The 21,162-nt window shown below is 62.9% G+C and carries 20 protein-coding genes and 1 pseudogene; 17 read left to right on the forward strand and 4 right to left on the reverse strand.

Translation table 11 applies throughout. The features are described 5' to 3' along the window. The first annotated feature begins 15 nt into the window (after nt 1–15). The 5 genes from K5Q02_RS03470 to ggt all read left to right on the forward strand — a co-directional run bounded on the left by K5Q02_RS03470 (nt 16) and on the right by ggt (nt 5,258). On the forward strand, nt 16–1,017 hold the full coding sequence (locus K5Q02_RS03470; RefSeq protein WP_225836418.1) for a hydrolase: 1,002 nt from the start codon (nt 16–18) through the stop codon (nt 1,015–1,017). A gap of 114 nt (nt 1,018–1,131) precedes the next feature. After that, the gene (locus K5Q02_RS03475; RefSeq protein ID WP_225836419.1) at nt 1,132–2,562 is read left to right on the forward strand and encodes a coniferyl aldehyde dehydrogenase; all 1,431 of its coding nucleotides are present in this window, start codon (nt 1,132–1,134) and stop codon (nt 2,560–2,562) included. Between the two features lie 115 nt (nt 2,563–2,677). Continuing rightward, nucleotides 2,678–3,160 carry a pantetheine-phosphate adenylyltransferase gene (coaD, locus tag K5Q02_RS03480; RefSeq protein WP_225836420.1) on the forward strand — a complete coding sequence of 161 codons (483 nt, stop codon included), beginning with the start codon at nt 2,678–2,680 and terminating at the stop codon, nt 3,158–3,160. A gap of 152 nt (nt 3,161–3,312) precedes the next feature. Next, nucleotides 3,313–3,564, forward strand: coding sequence for a YfhL family 4Fe-4S dicluster ferredoxin (locus K5Q02_RS03485; protein WP_042555940.1), 252 nt, complete (start codon nt 3,313–3,315; stop codon nt 3,562–3,564). Between the two features lie 2 nt (nt 3,565–3,566). After that, nucleotides 3,567–5,258: a gamma-glutamyltransferase gene (gene ggt, locus K5Q02_RS03490; protein WP_442963957.1), complete on the forward strand. Its 1,692-nt coding sequence runs from the start codon at nt 3,567–3,569 to the stop codon at nt 5,256–5,258. A 12-nt stretch (nt 5,259–5,270) separates the two neighbouring features. Here ggt and K5Q02_RS03495 read toward each other — a convergent pair whose 3' ends face one another. The 4 genes from K5Q02_RS03495 to K5Q02_RS03510 all read right to left on the reverse strand — a co-directional run bounded on the left by K5Q02_RS03495 (nt 5,271) and on the right by K5Q02_RS03510 (nt 9,347). After that, nucleotides 5,271–7,088 (reverse strand): Na/Pi cotransporter family protein, encoded by a 1,818-nt coding sequence (locus K5Q02_RS03495; protein ID WP_225836421.1) that lies wholly within the window; start codon nt 7,086–7,088, stop codon nt 5,271–5,273. Nucleotides 7,089–7,183: 95 nt separating this feature from the next. Beyond that, nucleotides 7,184–7,525 (reverse strand): multidrug transporter, encoded by a 342-nt coding sequence (locus tag K5Q02_RS03500; protein ID WP_225836422.1) that lies wholly within the window; start codon nt 7,523–7,525, stop codon nt 7,184–7,186. Between the two features lie 116 nt (nt 7,526–7,641). Next, nucleotides 7,642–8,454 carry a bifunctional DNA-formamidopyrimidine glycosylase/DNA-(apurinic or apyrimidinic site) lyase gene (gene mutM / locus K5Q02_RS03505; RefSeq protein WP_225836425.1) on the reverse strand — a complete coding sequence of 271 codons (813 nt, stop codon included), beginning with the start codon at nt 8,452–8,454 and terminating at the stop codon, nt 7,642–7,644. Between the two features lie 80 nt (nt 8,455–8,534). Then, a complete protein-coding gene (locus K5Q02_RS03510; RefSeq protein ID WP_225839556.1) occupies nt 8,535–9,347 on the reverse strand; it encodes an HDOD domain-containing protein in 813 nt (270 codons plus the stop codon). Between the two features lie 296 nt (nt 9,348–9,643). Here K5Q02_RS03510 and K5Q02_RS03515 point away from each other — a divergent pair, with 296 nt between their 5' ends. The 12 genes and pseudogenes from K5Q02_RS03515 (at nt 9,644) to K5Q02_RS03570 (ending at nt 21,156) form a co-directional block, all read left to right on the forward strand. Then, nucleotides 9,644–10,840, forward strand: a complete 1,197-nt coding sequence (locus K5Q02_RS03515) for a class I SAM-dependent rRNA methyltransferase (protein ID WP_225836427.1) — start codon at nt 9,644–9,646, stop codon at nt 10,838–10,840. 687 nt (nt 10,841–11,527) lie between these two features. Beyond that, the gene (locus tag K5Q02_RS03520; RefSeq protein WP_225836429.1) at nt 11,528–12,262 is read left to right on the forward strand and encodes a sensor histidine kinase; all 735 of its coding nucleotides are present in this window, start codon (nt 11,528–11,530) and stop codon (nt 12,260–12,262) included. A gap of 2 nt (nt 12,263–12,264) precedes the next feature. Continuing rightward, nucleotides 12,265–12,888: a response regulator gene (locus K5Q02_RS03525; RefSeq protein WP_225836431.1), complete on the forward strand. Its 624-nt coding sequence runs from the start codon at nt 12,265–12,267 to the stop codon at nt 12,886–12,888. A gap of 728 nt (nt 12,889–13,616) precedes the next feature. Continuing rightward, nucleotides 13,617–14,231 (forward strand): annotated as a pseudogene (locus tag K5Q02_RS24495) (methyl-accepting chemotaxis protein); the annotation flags it as partial. A gap of 9 nt (nt 14,232–14,240) precedes the next feature. Beyond that, nucleotides 14,241–14,609: a response regulator gene (locus tag K5Q02_RS03535; RefSeq protein WP_225836435.1), complete on the forward strand. Its 369-nt coding sequence runs from the start codon at nt 14,241–14,243 to the stop codon at nt 14,607–14,609. Then, entirely contained in the window at nt 14,606–14,926 is a 321-nt protein-coding gene (locus K5Q02_RS03540; RefSeq protein ID WP_225836438.1) for an STAS domain-containing protein, read from the forward strand. The genes K5Q02_RS03535 and K5Q02_RS03540 overlap by 4 nt, the downstream gene beginning before the upstream one ends. A 5-nt stretch (nt 14,927–14,931) precedes the next feature. Next, nucleotides 14,932–17,103 carry a chemotaxis protein CheA gene (locus tag K5Q02_RS03545; protein WP_225836440.1) on the forward strand — a complete coding sequence of 724 codons (2,172 nt, stop codon included), beginning with the start codon at nt 14,932–14,934 and terminating at the stop codon, nt 17,101–17,103. Then, on the forward strand, nt 17,100–17,612 hold the full coding sequence (locus K5Q02_RS03550; RefSeq protein WP_225836443.1) for a chemotaxis protein CheW: 513 nt from the start codon (nt 17,100–17,102) through the stop codon (nt 17,610–17,612). Before K5Q02_RS03545 ends, K5Q02_RS03550 begins: the two co-directional genes overlap by 4 nt. Nucleotides 17,613–17,650: 38 nt before the next feature. Next, nucleotides 17,651–19,309, forward strand: coding sequence for a methyl-accepting chemotaxis protein (locus K5Q02_RS03555; protein ID WP_225836446.1), 1,659 nt, complete (start codon nt 17,651–17,653; stop codon nt 19,307–19,309). Between the two features lie 3 nt (nt 19,310–19,312). Continuing rightward, entirely contained in the window at nt 19,313–19,840 is a 528-nt protein-coding gene (locus K5Q02_RS03560; RefSeq protein WP_225836451.1) for a chemotaxis protein CheW, read from the forward strand. A gap of 1 nt (nt 19,841) precedes the next feature. Then, complete coding sequence (locus K5Q02_RS03565; RefSeq protein ID WP_225836453.1) at nt 19,842–20,663, forward strand: CheR family methyltransferase; 822 nt, start codon at nt 19,842–19,844, stop codon at nt 20,661–20,663. Beyond that, on the forward strand, nt 20,656–21,156 hold the full coding sequence (locus K5Q02_RS03570; RefSeq protein ID WP_225836455.1) for a chemotaxis protein CheD: 501 nt from the start codon (nt 20,656–20,658) through the stop codon (nt 21,154–21,156). The genes K5Q02_RS03565 and K5Q02_RS03570 overlap by 8 nt, the downstream gene beginning before the upstream one ends. The last annotated feature ends 6 nt before the right edge of the window (nt 21,157–21,162 follow it).

Here is a 21,162-nt window from a genome sequence, read left to right on the forward strand (position 1 = left end):
CCCTTGAGGGCTGTAATGGCCAATGACTTCTCCCCCGCCTGGTGGTTACCTGGCCCTCATCTGCAAACCTTGTGGGGCTCGTTGGGTCGACGAGCCCCCACCCTGCAGCGCCAACGCGAGCGCCTGTGGCTGGAAGACGGTGACTTCCTCGACCTTGACTGGCACGGCCCTCACGACGCCCACGCACCTCTGGTGCTGGTGCTGCATGGCCTGACCGGCTCATCGAGCTCCCATTACGTACTCGGCCTCCAGCGACAGCTGGCAACCCAGGGATGGGCCAGCGTGGCGCTCAACTGGCGTGGCTGCTCGGGCGAGCCCAACCTGCTGCCGCGCGGCTATCACTCCGGCGCCAGCGAAGACCTTGCCGAAACCATTCGACACCTGCGCGCCAAACGGCCCATGGCGCCGCTCTATGCGGTGGGCTATTCGCTGGGTGGCAATGTACTGCTCAAGTACCTCGGCGAGAGCGGCGCTGAAAGCGACCTGCAGGGCGCTGCGGCGGTGTCGGTACCGTTTCGCCTCGATCAGTGTGCAGACCGCATCGGCGTGGGTTTCTCGCGGGTGTACCAGGCCCACTTCATGCGCGCCATGGTCGCTTACGTGAAAGACAAACAGCGCCTGTTCGCCCACCAGGGCCAGGCAGACCGTCTGTCGATCCTGGAAAAACTCGGCCCGCTGGACGGCATGCGTACCTTCTGGGATTTCGACGGCCGCATCACCGCGCCGCTGCACGGCTTCGAAAACGCCGACGACTACTACCGTCGTTCCTCGAGCCGCTATTACCTGGGGCGCATCCAGACGCCGACACTGCTGATCCAGTCCAGCGACGACCCGTTCGTGTATCCGCACAGCCTGCCCGAGGCCGATGAGCTGGCACCCTGCATCACCTTCGAACTGCACGCCAAAGGCGGTCACGTCGGCTTCGTCGACGGCACGGCGCGCCAGCCAGGCTATTACCTGGAAAGACGCATCCCCGCCTGGCTGCTGGCCAGCGCACGAGGCACACCGAAACCGTGATGCGAACCTGTCGACTCGAAACACCGTACTGATGAACCGAGACGATACGCGCCTGGCCACGCACGCACCTGCCACAATCGCCGCGTAGCGATTCAATTCTTCAAGGAGTCATGAATGGTCGCGGAAATAGGCATCCTGCAACACGCTGAGCGAGACATAGCCGTGCTGCAACAGCGCTTTCAGACCCAGCGCGAGGCCTTCATGGCCAACCCGATGCCCTCAGCCGACCAACGTATCGCCTGGCTCGACAATCTCAAGGCACGCTTGCTTAGCGATCAGGATGAGCTGATTCGCTGCATCAGCGAGGACTTCGGCAATCGCAGCGCCGATGAAACCCTGCTCGCCGAAATGCTGCCCACCGTGCACGGCATCCGCTATACACGCAAACGCCTGCGCCGCTGGATGAAGCCTTCGCGGCGGCGTGTCGGTCTGCCCTTCATGCCGGCCTCGGCACGGGTGATCTATCAGCCGCTGGGGGTGGTCGGCATCATCGTGCCGTGGAACTACCCGCTGTTTCTCGCCATCGCCCCGCTGGTCGGCGCCCTAGCCGCTGGCAATCGGGTGATGCTCAAGCTCAGCGAGGCCACGCCGCAGACCTCACAGCGCCTCAAGGACATGCTGGCGGGTATCTTCCCGGAAGACCTGGTCAGCGTGGTACTCGGCGAAGCCGATGTCGGCATGGCCTTCGCGAAGCTGCCCTTCGATCATCTGCTGTTCACCGGCGCCACCAGCATCGGCCGCCACGTGATGCGCGCCGCAGCCGAGAACCTGACGCCGGTTACCCTGGAACTGGGCGGCAAATCACCCGCCATCGTCTCCGCCGACGTGCCGCTGGAACACGCCGCCGAACGCATCGCCTTCGGCAAGACCCTGAACGCCGGCCAGACCTGCGTAGCCCCCGACTACGTGCTGATACCGCGCCAGCGGGTGGATGGCTTCGTCGATGCCTATCGCAGCGCAGTGCAGCGTTTCTATCCACAGCTCGAGGGCAACCCGGACTACACCAGCATCATCAACGCGCGTCAGCAGCAGCGCCTGCTCGGTTATCTGGCCGACGCCCGGGACAAGGGCGCGATGGTAATTCCTCTGGCCGCCGAGTGCGCGGACCGGCGCATGCCCCATAGCCTGCTGTTGAATGTCGACGACAGCATGCTAGTGATGCAGGACGAAATCTTCGGCCCGCTGCTACCGATCGTGCCCTATGACCGGCTCGACGATGCGCTAGCCTACATCGCCGCGCGCCCACGGCCGCTGGCCCTGTACTACTTCGGCTACGACCGCCGCGAGCAGCAACACGTGCTGCACCACAGTCACTCCGGTGGCGTATGCCTGAACGACACCCTGCTGCACGTCGCTCAGGACGATATGCCATTCGGCGGCGTCGGCGCCTCGGGCATGGGCCACTATCACGGCCACGAAGGCTTTCTCACCTTCAGCAAGGCCAAAGGCGTGCTCATCAAGCAGCGTTTCAACCCCGCCAGGCTGATCTACCCGCCCTATGGCAAGGCGCTGCAGAAGCTGGTCTACAAGCTGTTCATCCGCTGAACTGCGGCGCGATTAACGCCCACATCCGCTGCCGCTCACCGGGCCTCGACTTGGCCCACGCTGGCTTGCTGCGCTACCATCCGACTCCCCAACGGCATTCCGCCAGGACGTCACGATGAATCGAGTGTTATACCCAGGCACCTTCGACCCCATTACCAAGGGGCACGGCGATCTGGTCGAGCGCGCGGCGCGCCTGTTCGATACCGTGGTTATTGCAGTGGCTGCCAGCCCGAAGAAGAACCCCCTGTTCCCCCTGGAGCAGCGTGTGGAGCTGGCTCGGGAAGTCACCAAACACCTGCCGAACGTGGAAGTCATCGGCTTCTCCACGCTGCTGGCCTCGTTTGCCAAGGAACAAGGTGCCAACGTGTTTCTGCGTGGCCTGCGCGCGGTCTCGGATTTCGAGTACGAATTCCAGCTGGCCAACATGAACCGCCAGCTGGCTCCAGAGGTGGAAAGCCTGTTTCTCACCCCGTCGGAGAAGTACTCGTTCATCTCCTCCACCCTGGTGCGGGAAATTGCCAACCTGGGTGGCGACATCACCAAATTCGTCCACCCCGCCGTGGCCGAAGCCCTGACCGAACGCTTCAAGACACAGTGATCCAGAGAGCAGCGCGCGGACAATCCCACACGCTGCGCAGGGGCGTCACTCCGTACGGCACCCGAGCGTGCGCTGGCGACGACAATCCGGCACAATCCTGCATTCCTGTTTGAATGTGTCGCGGCCAGTGGCCCGGCAGGAGCTTGCCTTTCATGTCCCTGATCATCACCGACGATTGCATCAACTGCGACGTCTGCGAACCTGAGTGCCCGAACGCGGCGATCTCCCAGGGTGAGGAGATCTACGTGATCGACCCCAACCTGTGTACCGAATGCGTAGGCCATTACGATGAGCCCCAGTGCCAGCAGGTCTGCCCCGTGGACTGCATCCCCCTCGACGAAAACAACGTCGAGAGCAAGGAGCAGTTGATGGAGAAGTACCAGATCCTTACCGGCAAGGCCTGAGGGTGGGCCGTTCTGGCCACAGCCGTAACGCTATCTCGGCGCTTTTCGGTGCGCTGCTCCTGCTCTGCAGCCTCGGCCTGCAGGCCGGCGAACAGTCTGGGCGCAGTGCCATCGCTACCGCACATCCCGCCGCCACCGTAGCTGGCAAGGAAACCCTGGCGCTGGGCGGCAACGCCTTTGACGCCGCCGTTGCCGTCAGTGCCGCCCTTGCTGTGGTCGAACCCTACGGGTCAGGGCTCGGCGGCGGCGGTTTCTTCCTGCTGCGCAACGCCGACGCCCGCTACGACTTTCTCGATGCCCGCGAACGCGCGCCTGGCGCTGCCCATGCCGACCTCTATCGACGTGACGGGCAGGTGCAGGCGGCGCTGTCCCGCGATGGCGCCCTCGCGGCAGCCATTCCCGGGCTGCCTGCGGCGCTGGTCGAATTGGCCGAGCGACACGGTCGCCTGCCGTTGCGCGACAGCCTGGCCCCAGCCATCCGCCTCGCTCGCGAAGGCTTTCCGGTCGACCGCGTGTACCGCGAACGTGCCGAGATGCGCCTGGCGGCCATGCGCGATGATGCAGAAACCGCGCGGCTGTTCCTGAGCGACGGCGCGGTGCCCGCAGAGGGCACGCTGCTGCGCCAGCCGGAGCTGGCCGACACCCTGCTGGCGCTTGCGCGCGAAGGCCGCAATGGCTTCTATGCCGGGCCGGTGAGCGAGCGGCTGGTGGCCGGCGTGCGCGCTGCGGGCGGGATCTGGACGCTGCAAGACCTGGCCGACTACCGAACCGTACAGCGTCAGCCCATTCGCGTGCCGCTGGCCGAAAATCGCGAGCTGATCAGCGCACCGCCACCCTCGGCCGGCGGCCTGGCCCTGGCCCAGAGCCTGCTGATTCTGCAGCGCCTGCCCTGGCGCGAGGCAGAACCGGTACAGCGCAGCCATCTGGTAGTGGAAACCCTGCGCCGCGTCTACCGTGACCGCGGCCTGCTGGGCGACCCGGATTTCGTCGACAGCCCTACCGCCAGCCTGCTCAACCCGGACTACCTGCAACGCCTGAGCGACAGCATCGACCCGCAGCGTGCCACGCCGAGCAGCGAACTGCCGCCCGCCGGTACCTGGAAGGAAGGCGACCACACCACCCACTTCACCGTACTGGACGCCAGCGGTAACGCGGTAAGCGCCACCCTGTCGATCAACCTGCCATTCGGCGCCGCCTTCACCGTGCCCGGCACCGGTGTGCTGCTCAACGATGAAATGGACGACTTCGCCGCTGATCTGGCTGGCGCCAATGCCTACGGTCTGGCCGGCAGCCACGCCAATGCCATCGCCGCCGGCAAACGGCCGCTGTCGAGCATGAGCCCAACCTTCGTGGAAAGCCCCAGCGAATTCACCAGTTTCGGCACGCCAGGCGGCAGCCGTATTCCCAGTATGGTGCTGCTGTCGATCCTCGAGTACCTCGATGGCCAGCCCATCGAGCGCTGGCCGGCGGTACCGCGCTATCACCACCAGTACCTGCCTGACGTCATCGAACACGAACCGCAGACTTTCAGCGCCGCGCAGATCGCCGACCTGCAGGCTCGCGGCTACAGCCTGAAGGCGCTGGAGCGGACATACGGCAACCAGCAGGTGCTGCGCTGGAACAAGACCACCGGGGCGGTGGAGGCGGCCAGCGATCCACGCGGGGTTGGCAACAGCGACGTGCAACCACGCTGACCGGCGCCCCTGTCACTCGGTGACAATGGACGACGCCTCCTGACTGCCCAATTGCCGAAGCTCGCGCAGCAAGGGCTGCTGCGCACCGATCATCAGGGCGTTGCGCAGGCTCTGGATGATCCGGCTGGCATAGCCCAGGTCGTTCATCAGCGAGCTGGTCTGCAGGCCATCGAGCAGGCCGCTGCGTACCTGCGCGAACAGACGCTGTCGAAAATCGCCATCGAAACGCGCCGCCTTGGCGTCCAGCGCATCCAGGTGTGCGCGCCAGGGTTCTTCGTCCAGCGTTGAACGTGCCAGCTCACGAACCTCGTGCAGCGCCGTGAGCAGATGCCCGCGCAGCGCCACGTAGGCATCCCGGGCTGCCGACGGCTCAGCCTCGAGGTAATAGCCGAGATTCTTCTGCAGGTGCTTGGCATCCTTCACCGCATCCACCAGTTGCAGTGCTGCTACCTGACAAGCAATCCAGAACTGTTGGTGCTGCTCGTCCAGCGGCTGCTCGAGACGCCCCATGAAACTCAGCAGATCGCCATACACGCCCTTGATATGGCGCTGGTACAGGGCCTCGGCATCGAAGTGGAAGCGTTCAGGCGGCGCCTGCAACAACGCCGGTTCGACGCGAGCCCTGGCCAACTGATCCACCGGCAGGTAGAGGGCGTGGCAGATTACCTCCAGACTCAGGCGCCCGAGGTGACCGAGTTCCTGCACCACTGCACCAGCCGCCGCATCGGCGGAGTCCAGGGCACGCTCGTTCAGGTAACGCGCCTTGGTGCGTTCCGGCTCCTGGGTGGGATCCAACTCGGTGATCAGTACCTTGGGCTCCTGGCGATCCGGCAGCCAGCGCGTCAACCGCTTCGCCAACTGGCGCTGCCAAGGCCAGAAAAGCAGCACGCCCATGGCGTTGAACAGGGTATGGAACATGGCCAGCTGGATCAGCGGGTTGTCGCCCAGGCCGACGAGCCCGGCGATGGCATGCACCAGCCAGGCCAGCGGGCCGAGCAGCACGAACGCCAGCACACCGGTCACTACGTTGAACAGCACGTGTGCCAGCGCCAGGCGCTGGCCGCTGCGGTTACCGCCAAGGGAGCCGACGAATGCGGTGGTAACGCTGCTGCCGATGTTCGAACCAATGGCGATGGCCAGGCTCTGGCTCAGCTCCAGCTGGCCCCCGGCTAGCGCGGCCAGGGTCAGCATCAGCGTGGCGTGGCTGGACTGCAGCACCACCGTCACCAGCAGGCCGATGGTCGCGAACAACAGGCTGCCAAGGATGCCCTGCACCTGATAGGCGGTCAGATCCAGGCCGTCGCCGAAACTGGCGAAACCGTCCTTGATCTGATCAATACCAAGAAAGATGAACGCGATACCGAGCACGATACGCCCGGCAGCCTTGCTGCGCGGCCCCAGAAAACTCGCCAGCACGCCGAAAACCAGCAGTGGCAGGGCCAGCGGCGACAGGCTGAGGTTCTGCCCGGCCATAGCCAGCAACCAGATGCCGCTGGTGGCACCGAGGTTGGCACCAAACAGGATGGCGATGCCACCGGCCAGTTGAATCAGCCCGGTGCTGATAAAGGCGATGGTCAGCAGCGACACCAGGGTGCTGGACTGCAACAGGAAGGTGCCGCCCACCCCGAACAGCAGGCTCCTGAAAGGTGTCGACGTACTGCGCCCGAGCAACTGTTCGAGCTTGCTTCCGGCGAGCTGCCGCAGGCCCTCTTCCAGACACTGCATGCCGAACAGGAACAGTGCCAGACCGGCACAGAGCTGCGTCCAGGGCGCGCTGAACCAGAACAACAGGCCTAGCCCCAGTGCCACCAGCGGCAAAATGAACAGCATCGACCTATTGCCCAATGGCATCTCCTTTTGCCTTCGTCCAAACGAAAACGGCCCCTGACTCTTGCAGAGTAAGGGGCCGTCTGGCAACGCAGCGATTACTGGCGCTGGTTGTAGCCATCACCGGTGCAACCCAGGCAACGGACGAAAGCCGCCTTGCCGGGTTCAACCACCAGCGCCCGACCGGCAGCACCGATACCACCGCCGGCGGCTGCGAACGGCAGCGCGACGACAAAAGCGACAGCACCGATCGCCGTGGCACCGATCAGCAGCGGACGGGCAATCAGCAGGTCACCGATCATGGCGAAACCATCCGGAGCCTGGACGGTGTAGAGCGGGTCTCCACTGGCGTTCTGCTGCGCTTCTTGCGCGTTGGCAGTCAGCGCCAGCGAGGCTGCAGTCAGCGCCAGAACAGCAGCGCAAGAGCGAAACAGTTTCATGGGACGATCCTTCGAAGATATACGGACGATGCGCTAACTATAACAGTGCTCTGGCAATTGTCAGCGTGATGGCCGTCAATCGCCGAGCAACTGGTCATTCCATATGAACGAACGGGCTAACGCTGACACTTCGGGCAATAGACGCTGGCCCGCTGACCCAGTTTGACCTCGCGCAGCGTACTGCCACAGACCTTGCAGAACTGGCCGCCACGGCCATAAGCGAACAGCTCTTGCTGGAAGTAGCCGGGCTGGCCGTCGCCACCGACGAAATCGCGCAGGGTGGTGCCGCCGCGCTCGATGGCGTGGGCCAGCACGCGCTTGATCTCGTGGGCGAGGCGCACGTACCGCACCCGCGACACCGTGCCGGCGGCGCGGCGTGGATCAATCCCCGCAGCGAACAGCGCCTCTGTCGCATAGATGTTGCCCACACCGACCACCACGGCGTTGTCCATGATGAACGGTTTGATCGCCACGGCCTTGCCGCGGGACAGCTGATACAGACGCTCGCCATCGAACAGATCGGTCAGCGGCTCCGGCCCCAGCCGTGCCAGCAGCTCATGTTCGAGTGGTAGCTCACTCCACAGCAGCGCGCCGAAACGCCGTGGGTCGGTGTAACGCAGTGCCAGACCAGATTCCAGCTCTATGTCCACATGCTCGTGCTTGGCCGCCGCTGAACCGGCCTCGACCAAACGCAAGCTGCCGGACATGCCCAGATGGCTGATCAGCGTACCGACCTCGGCCTTGATCAGCAGATACTTGGCGCGGCGCTCCACAGCCTCGATACGCTGGCCGGACAGGCGCACATCGAGATCTTCGGGGATCGGCCAGCGCAGGCGACGCTCACGGACGATCACTCGGCTGACGCGCTGACCGATGAGGTGGGGCGCGATACCACGGCGAGTGGTTTCGACTTCTGGCAATTCAGGCATGGCAGCTAGTTCGGCAAAGTGGCAAGGCAGCACCCTAGGCGCTGCCAGGTCGTGACGTCAACTGTAGGGCGCGGGGCGGATCAGGCGGCGCCGAGGTCGCGGATGCTCTCGCGCAGACTCTCGAAGTCGTAGTTGGAAAGCCCCACATAATCGAGGATCAGCGGCTCGATGCTCTGCCACTCGTGATCCTCGCTCTGATTGCCCAACACCTGATAACTGCGGCAGATGTGCTCGGCCATCTTGAGGATCGCCAGCAGATTCTTCAGCTGCCCATCACGACCATTGTCATCGGCGAAGATGGCCAGCGCGTTGTGATGATTGGCAATGGCCTCGCAGAGATGAAGGGGCAGGTTCCACGATTTGGCCGTGAAGTAGCCGACCACCGCGTGGTTGGTGTTGAGCAGGCGGTTCTCGGTGTCGACGATGCGTCGCTCGGCACTGGCGCTGGCGTAGGACTCTTCAAGCACCGTCATGTAGTCGGGAAAGCGCTTGAGCATCAGCGGAATGCCGCAGTTGTGGAACAGGCCCAGGGTGTAAGCCTCGTCCACGGACTCGTAGCCGATGCGCTTGGCCAGGGTCAGGCAGGTCATGGCCACATCCTGGGCGGTGTCCCAAAAGCGGTTGAGGGTGACGATGGTGTCGTCGCTCATCTCGCCACGGATCGACAGCGCGTTGACCATGTTGATCACCGAGCGGCTGCCAAGCAGGTTGACCGCCCGCTGGATCGAGCCGATACGGTTGGCCAGGCCGAAATACGGCGAATTGACGATTTTCAACAAGGCCCCGGAGAGCCCCGGATCCTGACTGATCAGCCGCGCAATGGCCTTGAGATCCGGGCTTGGCATGTATTGTTCGAACTGCAGGTCAACCATGATCTGCGGTTGCGGCGGCACGCTGATGCCCTGCAGAAACGTCTGGATCTGCTCGGCGGAGAGTTCTTTTTCCATAGGGGCGGCGGGGCATGAAAGGTGATGGAGTGCACAGTTTACCCTGTGGCAGATGACTTTTACCCGACGGTTACAGAGTAAATTTACCGGCCATCGGCTGGGCTAAACAAAAAAGCCAAGCGGTATAGAACAGGCCGAGCACTGGGACAAAGCAGATCAGCGGCTTCCAGCTTTTTCATCTGTCACCAAGCACCCATCGGGTTGCTCGTTTAGAATGCGCGTTTTTTACGACGGAGCCCACCATGTCCCTGCCCAGCCTGCGCCTGAAAGCCAATGCCGACCGACGCCTGCGCGCCGGCCATTTGTGGGTCTACAGCAACGAGATCGATGTGGCCGTCACGCCGCTCAACGCCTTCGAAGCGGGCGACCAGGCGATCCTCGAAGCCGCCGGCGGCAAGCCACTGGGCATCGTCGCCGTCAGCCCGAACAACCTGATCTGCGCCCGCCTGCTGTCCCGTGACGTCAAGCACGTGCTGGACAAATCCCTGCTGGTGCACCGCATCAACGTGGCCCTGAGCCTGCGCGAGCGGCTGTTCGACAAACCCTGCTATCGCCTCGTGTACGGCGACTCCGACCTGCTGCCGGGCCTGGTGGTCGACCGTTTCTTCGACATTCTGGTAGTGCAACTGGCCTCCGCGACCATGGAGCGCCACAAGGATGACGTACTGGCGGCGCTGATCCAGGTGATCAAGCCCAGCGGCATCCTGCTCAAGAACGACTCCGCCGCACGCGATGCCGAAGGCCTCGAGCGCTACGTGGATACCGCGTTCGGCGTGGTGCCGGAGTGGGTCGCCCTTGAAGAGAACGGCGTGAAGTTCGAAGCGCCGGTGATCGAAGGCCAGAAGACCGGCTGGTTCTACGACCACCGCATGAACCGTGCCCGCCTGGCGCCCTATGTGCAGGGCAAACGCGTGCTCGACCTGTTCAGCTATATCGGGGGCTGGGGCGTGCAGGCTGCGGCGTTCGGCGCCAGTGAAGTGTTCTGCGTGGACGCCTCGGCCTTCGCCCTCGACGGTGTCGAGCGTAACGCAACGCTCAACGGCTTCGCCGAGAAGATGACCTGCGTGGAAGGTGACGTGTTCGCCGCCCTGCGCGAGCTCAAGTCGGCCGAAGAGCGTTTCGACGTGGTGATCGCCGACCCACCCGCCTTCATCAAGCGCAAGAAGGACATCAAGAACGGCGAGGCTGCGTACCGCCGCCTCAACGAAACAGCCATGCGCCTGCTCAACAAGGACGGCATACTGGTCAGCGCCAGCTGCTCGATGCACCTGGAAGAAGACAACCTGCAGAACATCCTGCTGACCAGCGCTCGCCATCTGGATCGCAACATCCAACTGCTCGAGCGCGGCGGCCAGGGCCCGGATCACCCGGTGCATCCGGCTATCGGCGAAACCCGTTACATCAAGAGCATGACCGTGCGCCTGCTGCCCAATAGCTGATAGCAGCCCTGCCGGCTGTAGCGGGTTAGAGCACGTTGTCACGTGCAATCTGGCCTCACTAAGCGGCGAACCACTGCGCACAGGGCTGTCTTCTGCGTCGAAGACAGCCTACGCCAACAGTGGGTGGCCGGGGCTCGTCGAACCCTCGCGCTCGACTGCGGTCTGCACTGGGCAGATCTGAAACGCCCGGATTTACGTGATGATGCATCTTCCTCTGTTATCACGAGCGGCGTGGACGATATGCTAAGTTCTCAGCAGCACAGAGTTCATAGCCAGATGATCTACTCCTCTTCTCGCAACGCCCGACGTTTGATCGTCACGGCGCTCGCACCACCTCCTGCACACGCCAGTGATCGCAGTGGGCAACCATGTGCCAGCAAAAACTGCTGACAGCACGGCCCACGCTTACCTGGCAGGCGCAAACAAGGCCAGCCCACACTCGTGTGGCGGGTGCGACAGCGATATCTGCTTTCGCGCATGGCCAAGTCTGGTGTGATGCATGACACGAACGCGCCTCTGGGAATGATTCACGCCGGGTTGGTAGCAGGTAACGCACACGCCATAACTGGGCGCGTCGCTCCGACACCTCTTGCCAGCTCTGCCGTACCGGAGACCGACCCACCACAGAGCATACGTTTCGGTGGCTGAGGCGCGGTACCCCGTCATAAAAATTAGAGAAGAGCCCACGTGACCGACGCAACGATGCTCTCCCAGCAGTGCAGCCAAAGCAGAACGCAGCAAAACAAGGACACCGATGCGGCCCGACATCGCAAGCGCCAGGCCAAGCTATATGCCATGGCAAGAGCGCAGGAACGCAAGCGCATAGCCCGTGAACTGCATGACGAACTGGGCCAGCAACTGACCGCATTGCAGCAGGGACTGGGCGTGCTGCGCATTCACCTGAAGCGCGAGCGCCCGGATCTCAGCGAACAGATCCTGCACTTGATCAGCATCTCTCACAGTGCCATCAATGCCATACGCGACGTACAGTTCGGGGGCCCCATCGGGCGTCTGCGACATGATCTGGAAAATACCCTGCGAAACCTTACCGAGGATTTCAAGCGACTGTCTGGCATCCCCTGCCGCTGCAGCCTGCCGGCCAAACCGATCGACCTGAAACCGGAGCAGGCTTCGCATCTGTACCGGATCGTGCAGGAATCGCTGACCAACATCGTGCGGCATGCCAACGCAGGCTGGGCCGCCGTCAGCCTCGAGCGCCGCGACAACGACTACGTACTGGAGATCTCCGACGACGGCTGCGGTTTCACTCTCAGCGATACCCTGCCGGATTCAACCGGGCTGTCTGGCATGCGCGAGCGCGGCAAGCGCCTCGGCGGGCCAGTCATCATCTTCAGCCACCCCGGCCAGGGAACCATCGTGCAGGCGATATTCCCGGTAAAACCTCGCTCTCAAGGACTCTAGCCATGATCAATCTGATGATCGCCGACGACCACATGATCATGCGCGAAGGGCTGAAGCGCCTGTTCGAGCTTTACGACGACGTCCACATCGCCGCAGAAGCAGCCGATGGACCGCAAACCCTGGAACGCCTGCGCACCACCAAGGTGAACCTGCTACTGCTCGACATCAGCATGCCCGGCCTGAGCGGCGAAGCCTTGATCACACGCGTCCACCACCATCATCCGGCCCTGCCGATTCTGGTGCTGAGCATGCACAGCGATCCCCAGGTCGCCATGCGCGTGCTGCGCTGCGGAGCCGGCGGTTACCTGACCAAGAGCCAATCACCGGAAGTGCTCATTGATGCGGTGAGAAAAGTAAGCGCTGGCGCCCGCTACATCGACCCCGAGCTAATCGAGCCCATCGCGTTGAGCAGCCTCAAACCGTCCACCCGTAGCGGGCTCGACAGCCTCACCAACCGAGAGTTCCAGATCATGCGGCTACTTGCCGGAGGCCTGAGCGTGAATCACATTGCGGAGCAGTTGATGATCAGCAATAAAACGGTCAGCACACATAAGATTAATCTGATGGAGAAAATGTCTTTCTCCAGCAACGCAGACTTGATCAAGTTCGCCTCAACCCTTTCCTGAATCCGACAACAGATAAGAATATCCTTAGCTTTTTGCAAGAACTTTGGCGCCAATAAACCAGCAAACCCTGATGCCTTCAGCAAAGAAGGTTAATGCATGCTGCGGGCGTCCAAAGGAATGACTGGTCACTGCGCAGGAAGCCCCCGCCCGATCCCCGTTCCGTGGAGCCTGATCCCAGCCCACCGCGGAGCAAAGAAGTGCGCGAGCGAATCCATCACCTGATTGCCCCCTTGCTGATTCTGGTCATCGGCAGCGCCGCCGTAATACTGGTTGGCCAGGGAACACTGGGTACGCTGCCCGCATTGGCCGGCCTGATTGTGGTGGGTGCGGTGGCGATTCTGGCGTTGCCAGGCAATGCCTCCGTGCAACAACTCCCCCAAGCTCACGAAACGCCCGCGCCAAGCGAAGTCGACAACCTCGGCCATTTGTGTGAGCAAACGCTGCCGCTCTGGTCGCAGCAAATCCAGACGGCCCGCAGCCACACCGAAGAATCCATCAGCGCCCTCAGCGAACGCTTTGCCCAACTGGCCACCCGCATCCAGAACAGCCTGGGCGGCAACACCGAACGCGAGGCAGGCAAACGCCTGGTGGCGCTGCTGTCGACCTGTGAGTACGAACTGGACATGATCGTCCTGGCCCTGCGCGAAGCACTGGCCAGCAAGGAATCGCTGCTCAGGGAAGTGATGCAACTGTCCACCTTCACCGAACAGTTGCAGGACATGGCGCAGGATGTCGCCAACATCGCCAAACAAACCAACCTGCTGGCCCTCAACGCGGCCATCGAAGCCGCCCGGGCGGGCGAAAGCGGCCGCGGCTTCGCCGTGGTCGCCGACGAGGTGCGCAAGCTCTCGTCGATGTCAGGTGACACCGGACAGCGCATCGGCGAAACCGTGGTGATCGTCAACGACGCCATCCACAAGACCCTGAGCATTTCCCAGGAATACACCAAGACCGACACGGCCACCCTGAACAAGGCCAGCGAAGTGATCGCCGGGGTAATCAACCGCTTCAACCAGAACGCCACCGACATCGTCAATCACAACGAAACGATGCGCGCGCAGAGCGAAGCGGTCGCCCAGGACATCGCCGAAGTGCTCGTGGCGCTGCAGTTCCAGGATCGAACCAGCCAGATGCTCGGCCATATCGCCGGCGACCAGGACAAGCTGCTCGCCCATCTCCATGAGCGCAACGCCCAACGCCGCCAGGGCCTGACCCCAGAGCCCCTGGACGTTGATCGCTGGCTGTATGAACTGGCGCAGACCTACACCATGCCCGAGCAACACGACGTGCATCGCGGCGACAGCTCCACCAAGCGCAACGATTCTGAAATCACGTTTTTCTGAGGTTCCCCCATGAGCAAAACCGTACTCATCGTCGACGACTCCACCTCCATCCGTCAGGTCGTCAGCATTACGCTCAGGGGGGCTGGCTATCAGGTCATCGAAGGCTGTGACGGCAAGGACGCCCTCACAAAACTGGACGGTCGCAAGGTTCACCTGATCATCAGTGACGTGAACATGCCGAACATGGACGGCATCACCTTCGTCAAGAACGTCAAGCAGATGCCCGCCTACAAGTTCACCCCGGTGATCATGCTCACCACCGAAGCCGGCGAAGCGAAGAAGGAAGAAGGCCGCGCAGCGGGCGCCAAGGCCTGGGTGGTCAAGCCCTTTCAGCCAGCGCAGATGCTCACTGCCGTGTCCAAGCTGATTCTGCCATGACCGACGCGCCGGCCGAGAACCTCTACCGCATCCTGCCACTGGAAGGTGGCCTGACCATCTACAGCGCGGCCGAACACATGGAGCTGTTGATGCAGGTTCTCGCGCCGGACACGGAAGTGGAGCTCGATCTCTGCGCCGTCGACGAACTGGACTGCGCAGGCCTGCAATTGCTGATTCTGGCCAAGCAGGAAGCGGCTCGCATGGCCTGTGACCTGCGCCTGACCAACCACAGCCCGGCAGTGATCGAAGCCTTCGAGCTGAGCGGGCTCGGCACCTTTTTCGGCGACCCCATTCTGATCAAGCCGGCGAGCGAGTAGTCACCATGGATATGGACGAAGTGCTGCAGATCTTCATCGCCGAAAGCCAGGAGCTGTTGCAGCAGATGGAAGAAGCCCTGCTACAGCTGGAAAATAGCCCGGGCGATGCCGACACCATCAATGCCATTTTCCGTGCGGCGCATACCATCAAAGGCTCGGCAGGGCTGTTCGGCCTCGACGTGATCGTCGCCTTCACCCATATCGCCGAAAGCGTGCTCGACCGCGTACGCACCGGCGAGCTGCACTTCGACACGGAGATGACCGCCCTCTTCCTGCAGGTGGGCGATCACCTGGCGCGCCTGGTCGCACTGGTCGACGACGGCATCGATCTGGCAAACATGGAGCCCGACACTCAGGCGCTGCACGAACAGCTGGCCGAACGCCTCACACATTATCTGCCACCTGCGCCCGGCACCGAGCAGGTGCTGACCGCCGCCACGCGTATCGAGCGCGGCCATGGCCCGGGCGTTGGTGCCGATCACTGGCACCTGTCCCTGCGTTTCGGCCCCGACACCCTGCGCAACGGCATGGATCCGCTGGGTCTGTTCCGCTACCTGAATACCTTTGGGCGCATCATCAGCATCGTGCCGCTGCTTGATCGCATCCCCGCAGCCGCCGAGATGGATCCAGAAACCTGCTACCTGGGTTTCGAGGTCGCCTTCGCCAGTGACGCCGACAAGGCCACCATCGACGGCGCCTTCGAGTTCGTCCGTGAAGACAGCCTGATCCGTATCCTGCCGCCCAACAGCAAGTCGGACGAGTACCTGGAGCTGATCCGCGCCCTGCCCGAGGAAGACATGCGCCTGGGCGAAATTCTCATGCGCTGCGGCACCCTGACCGCCAGCGAACTGCAGGACGTGCTGCACACCCAGGTGCAGGGCCAGGAGCGTGACGAGCCGCGCCCGATCGGCCGAGTGCTGGTGGAAGAAAGCCTGGTGCAACCACCAGTGATCGCCGCTGCGCTGCACAAGCAACAGCAGATCAAGGAAAACCGCAGCAACGAGAACAGCCTGATCCGCGTCGATGCCGGCAAGCTGGATCGGCTGATCGACCTGGTGGGCGAACTGATCATCGCTGGCGCCGGCGCACGGATGACCGCGCAGAACTGCGGCCACCCGGAAATGCTCGAAGCCACCGAGCTGCTGTCACGCCTAGTGGAGGAAGTGCGCGACTCGGCACTGCCACTGCGCATGGTGCAGATCGGCAGCACCTTCAACCGCTTCCAGCGCGTGGTGCGCGACGTATCCGGCGAGCTCGGCAAGGACATCGCCCTGTCCATCAGCGGCGGGGAAACCGAGCTCGACAAGACCGTGGTCGAACGCATCACCGACCCGCTGACGCACCTGGTACGCAACGCCATGGATCATGGCATCGAACCGGTCGACACGCGCCTGGCACGGGGCAAACCCGCCCAGGGCAACGTCTCGCTGAACGCCTACCACGATGCCGGCAGCATCATCCTCGAGGTCAGCGACGACGGTGGCGGCCTCGACTCACAGCGCATCCTCGCCAAAGCCCGTGAACGCGGCTTGGTCGGCGAAGGCCAGACGCTGACCGAGAAGGAAATCTTCGCGCTGATCTTCGAGCCCGGCTTCTCCACCGCCGAGCAGGTCAGCAACCTGTCCGGACGCGGCGTCGGCATGGACGTGGTCAAGCGCAACATCGCCGCCCTGCGCGGCACCATCGAGCTGGACAGCAGCCTCGGCCAGGGCACGCGCATCCGTATCCGCCTGCCCCTGACCCTGGCGATCATCGACGGTTTTCTGGTCAGCGTCGGCCAGGCTGGCTACGTGATTCCGCTGGAGCTAGTGGAGGAATGCATCGAGCTGCAGGCCGACACCTTGCCGGAAGGTGGCCATCTCGAACTGCGCGGACAGATGCTGCCCATTGTCCGCCTGCGCGAGCTGTTCGAGGACGACAGCCCGGCACCGCGGCGCGAGAGCGTGGTGGTGGTGCAACAGGCAGGTCTGCGAGCCGGGCTGGTCGTCGATCAGTTGCTCGGTGAATTCCAGACGGTGATCAAGCCACCGGGCAAGGTGTTCTCCAGCTGCCCGGGGCTCGGCGGTTTCACCATCCTCGGTGACGGCGCGGTGGCCTTGATCCTCGACATTCCCAGCCTGCTCACCCAACTCACCAGCACCCCGGAAGCCCCGCGCCGGGCGAGGCTCGAAGCATGAACATGGCAACACTTGGGCACGAGTCAACCGCGCACCAGTACCTCACCTTCATCCTCGCTGGCGAGCACTACGCCGTCGACACCCTGAGCGTACGGGAAATTCTCGAGTACACCCGCTTCACCCCGGTGCCGCGCATGCCGGCCACGGTACGCGGCGCAACCAACCTGCGCGGTGCCGTGGTGCCGGTGATCGACCTTCTGGCGCGCTTTAACGGCAAGCGTACCGAGCTCGGCAAACGCACCTGCATCATCATCCTCGACGTACCCGACGAAGATCGCCCGCAACCTCTCGGGGTGCTGGTCGATGCGGTCAGCGCAGTACGTGAGATCAGCCCGCACGAGATCCAGCCGGCACCGGCGTTCGGCAGCCATCTGCGCAGCGAATTCATCACGGGTGTCGTTCGTCTGGACGACCGTTTCGTCACGCTCCTGGCGCTCGACCAGGTACTCGATCTGGAAACACTTGGCACCTCAACCACCAGCGACGTCGGCAGAACCGTACGGCCTTGATCTCACTAGCGACTCTCCCATTCGAAAGGATCTCCAGCATGCTCAGCAATTTCAAGATCGGTACCCGGCTCATCGTCGCGTTCATCTTGGTCGCCAGTATCAGCGCCGTGGTTGGCATGATCGGCCTGGCCAATACGTCCACCATGAACGACCTTGCGGACAACATGTACGAGAAGGAATTGGTCGGGCTTTCCAAGATCAAGGAAGCCAACCTCAATATCATCTTCATCGGCCGTGCCCGTTCCAACTTCCTGCTGGCGACAACCGAGCAGGATCGCGAGCGCATCCTCGCCGATATCGCCCGCTACAGTGAGGCCGCCCGCAAGAACATCGATGAATCCCGCGAGCTGTTCTACAACGAGCGCTCCCTCGAACGCTTCCGGGAAATCGACACCATCTGGGTCGAGTATCAGCGCAACATGGCCCTGGCCCTGCAAACCGCAGCAGCACAGGAGCTGTACGCGGAGAACCCGGAGCTGCAGCGCCAGCTGGCACTGGTACGGGAAAAGGGTGACAAGCTCGATGAGATCATCGGCGAACTCTCGGAAGACAAGGCAAACAACGCCCGGATCGCCAACGACAAGACCACCGAGCTGTATCTGCAGAGCCGTACGATGATGATCGCGGTCATCATCGGCGGCCTGCTGATCGGTATCGTTCTCGGTCTGCTGATCAGCCGCAGCATCACCCGCCCACTCAGCCGCGCGGTGGAAGCCGCCAACCTGCTGGCCGAAGGTGACCTGCGTGTGAAACTGGACAGCACCGCTCGCGACGAGACCGGCCAGTTGCTGAAATCGATGGGTAATATGAGCGAGAAGCTCACGCAGATCATTGCCGAAGTCCGTGGCTCCGCTGACTCGCTGTCCAGCGCCTCCGAGGAAATTTCCTCGACCGCCCAGAGCATGAGCCAGGCCGCTTCCGAACAGGCTGCTTCGGTCGAGGAAACCAGTGCCTCGATGGAACAGATGTCCGCCTCCATTTCGCAGAACACCGAGAACGCCCGGGTGACCGATGGCATGGCCAGCAAGGCCGCCAACGAAGCGGGTGAAGGTGGCCAGGCGGTCAAGGACACCGTGCGCGCCATGAAGACCATCGCCGACAAGATCGGCATCGTCGATGACATCGCCTACCAGACCAACTTGCTCGCCCTCAACGCTGCCATCGAGGCTGCCCGTGCCGGTGAGCACGGCAAAGGCTTCGCGGTGGTCGCCGCGGAAGTACGCAAGCTGGCCGAGCGCAGCCAGGTAGCCGCTCAGGAAATCGGCGAAGTCGCCAAGAACAGCGTGGCCCTGGCCGAACGTGCCGGCACCCTGCTCGATGAGATGGTGCCATCCATCGCCAAGACCTCCGACCTGGTACAGGAAATCGCTGCCGCCTCCGACGAGCAGAGCAGCGGCGTCAACCAGATCAGCACGGCCATGAACCAGCTCAGCGAGCTGACTCAGCAGAACGCCTCGGCTTCCGAGGAACTCGCCGCCACTGCCGAAGAAATGAGCGGCCAGGCCGAACAGCTGCAGCAACTGATGGACTTCTTCCGCCTCAGCGGCAGTGGCGAGCGCATCACGACCGCCAACCCACCCCGCAACAAGCAGCAGAACAGCCGTGGCAACAATGCCGCTCGCCAACTGCGCGGCGACGAAGGCCAGCAGGGCCATGGAACAGGCCTGCCGGCCGGTTATGTGCGCTTTCAGGAGTAGGCCATGAGCGCCGAAACCCGACTGCTCGACGACGCTACCGCGGTGTCGGGCCAGTACCTGACCTTTACCCTGGCTCAGGAGCTGTTCGCGGTTGAAATCCGTGCCGTGCGGGAAATTATCGAGTACGGCCGGCTGACCACGGTGCCGATGATGCCGCCAAGCATTCTTGGTGTGATCAACCTGCGCGGCGCCGTGGTGCCGGTGATGGATCTCGGTCAGCGTTTCGGCGGCCGGGCCACCGCCATCGGGCCGAGAACCTGCATCGTGATTCTGGAGATATTCAACCAGACCGGTACCCAGGTGATCGGCATGGTGGTGGACGCCGTCAACGAAGTTCGCGAGCTGAACGCCGAGCAGATCGAACCGGCGCCCAGCTTCGGTGGCAGCATCCGCGCCGACTTCATTCGTGGCATGGGCAAACTCGATGAGCGGCTGGTGGTCATGCTCGATATCGGCCGGATCATCTCCGCTGAAGAACATGCGGCGCTCAGCCAGGCCGAGCAGCATGGCCTCGAAGGCGCGCGGGGCTGATATGCGCGAAACCACTCAAGCCACCCTTTCCGACCGGGAATTTGGCCAGTTCCGCCACCTGATCCACGAGATTGCCGGCATCCACCTTTCCGAAGCTAAGAAACCGTTGGTGGCCGGCCGCCTGAACAAGCGCCTGCGCTCCTTTGGCATGGCCAGCTATGGCGACTACTTCAACCGCATAAGCAAAGACGCGGCGGAACTGCAGACCTGCGTGGATCTGCTGACCACCAACGAAACCTATTTCTTTCGCGAGCCCAAGCATTTCGACTTTCTGCGCGAACTGCTGCAGAACCCCGCCACCATTCCCAGCGGACGGCCCTTGCGCATATGGAGCGGCGCCTGTTCCAGCGGCGAGGAGCCCTACACCCTGGCCCTGCTGCTGGCCGAACGGCTCGGCGAAAGGCCCTGGGAGATTCTTGCCTCGGATATCAGCCAACGTATCCTCGCGCAGGCCCGCAGCGGTGTTTATGACCTGGAAGACAGCCAGAACATCCCCCGCCACCTGCTGGTAAAGCATTGCCTGCGCGGCGTCGACGATAATCAGGGGCGCATGATGATCGCTCCGTCGCTGCGCCAGCGCATCCGCTTCGAGCAGATCAACCTGAACAGCGCACTACCGGATCTGGGCTTGTTCGATGTAATTTTCCTGCGCAACGTGATGATCTACTTCGACGCTGACACCAAGCGCCAGGTAGTGGCTCGCCTGGTCAAGCACCTGCGCCCGGGCGGACATTTCTTCATCAGTCACTCGGAGAGCCTGAACGGCGTCAACGATACGCTCAAGGTCGTCAAACCTTCGATCTACCGCAAACCAGATGCCTAACACCCCCTCCATCGCCGAGGTTTATCTGAAACCCGGCGACTACCATTTCGGCGGCCCCTACACCCGTGTACGAACCCTGCTTGGCTCCTGCGTTTCACTGGTGCTCTGGCACCCCCATGCCCGCCTTGGCGGCATGTGCCATTTCATGTTGCCGACGCGCGGCCGCCCAACCGCCCATCCGGACGGCCGCTACGGCGATGAGGTCATGAACCTGCTGTGCGAAGCCATAGGCCTCAGTGGTACGAAAGTGTCCGACTACCAGGCACGCATCTTCGGGGGCGGGCATATGTTTCCCGCGCTCATGAATAGCAACCGCCGGCATGTGGGTCTACAGAACGTTGACATGGCCAGGCGTCTAATCACCGAGAAGAAACTCAGTTGCCACGGCGAACATGTGGGAGGTGTCGGTCATCGCAACCTGATCTTCGACATCTGGAGTGGCCATCTGGCCTTGAAACAAACGGCGCCAACAGCCGTATCCGGTCACACCTGAGAGCGA

The sequence above is a fragment of the Pseudomonas sp. MM211 genome, from assembly GCF_020386635.1.
Lineage (GTDB): Bacteria > Pseudomonadota > Gammaproteobacteria > Pseudomonadales > Pseudomonadaceae > Aquipseudomonas.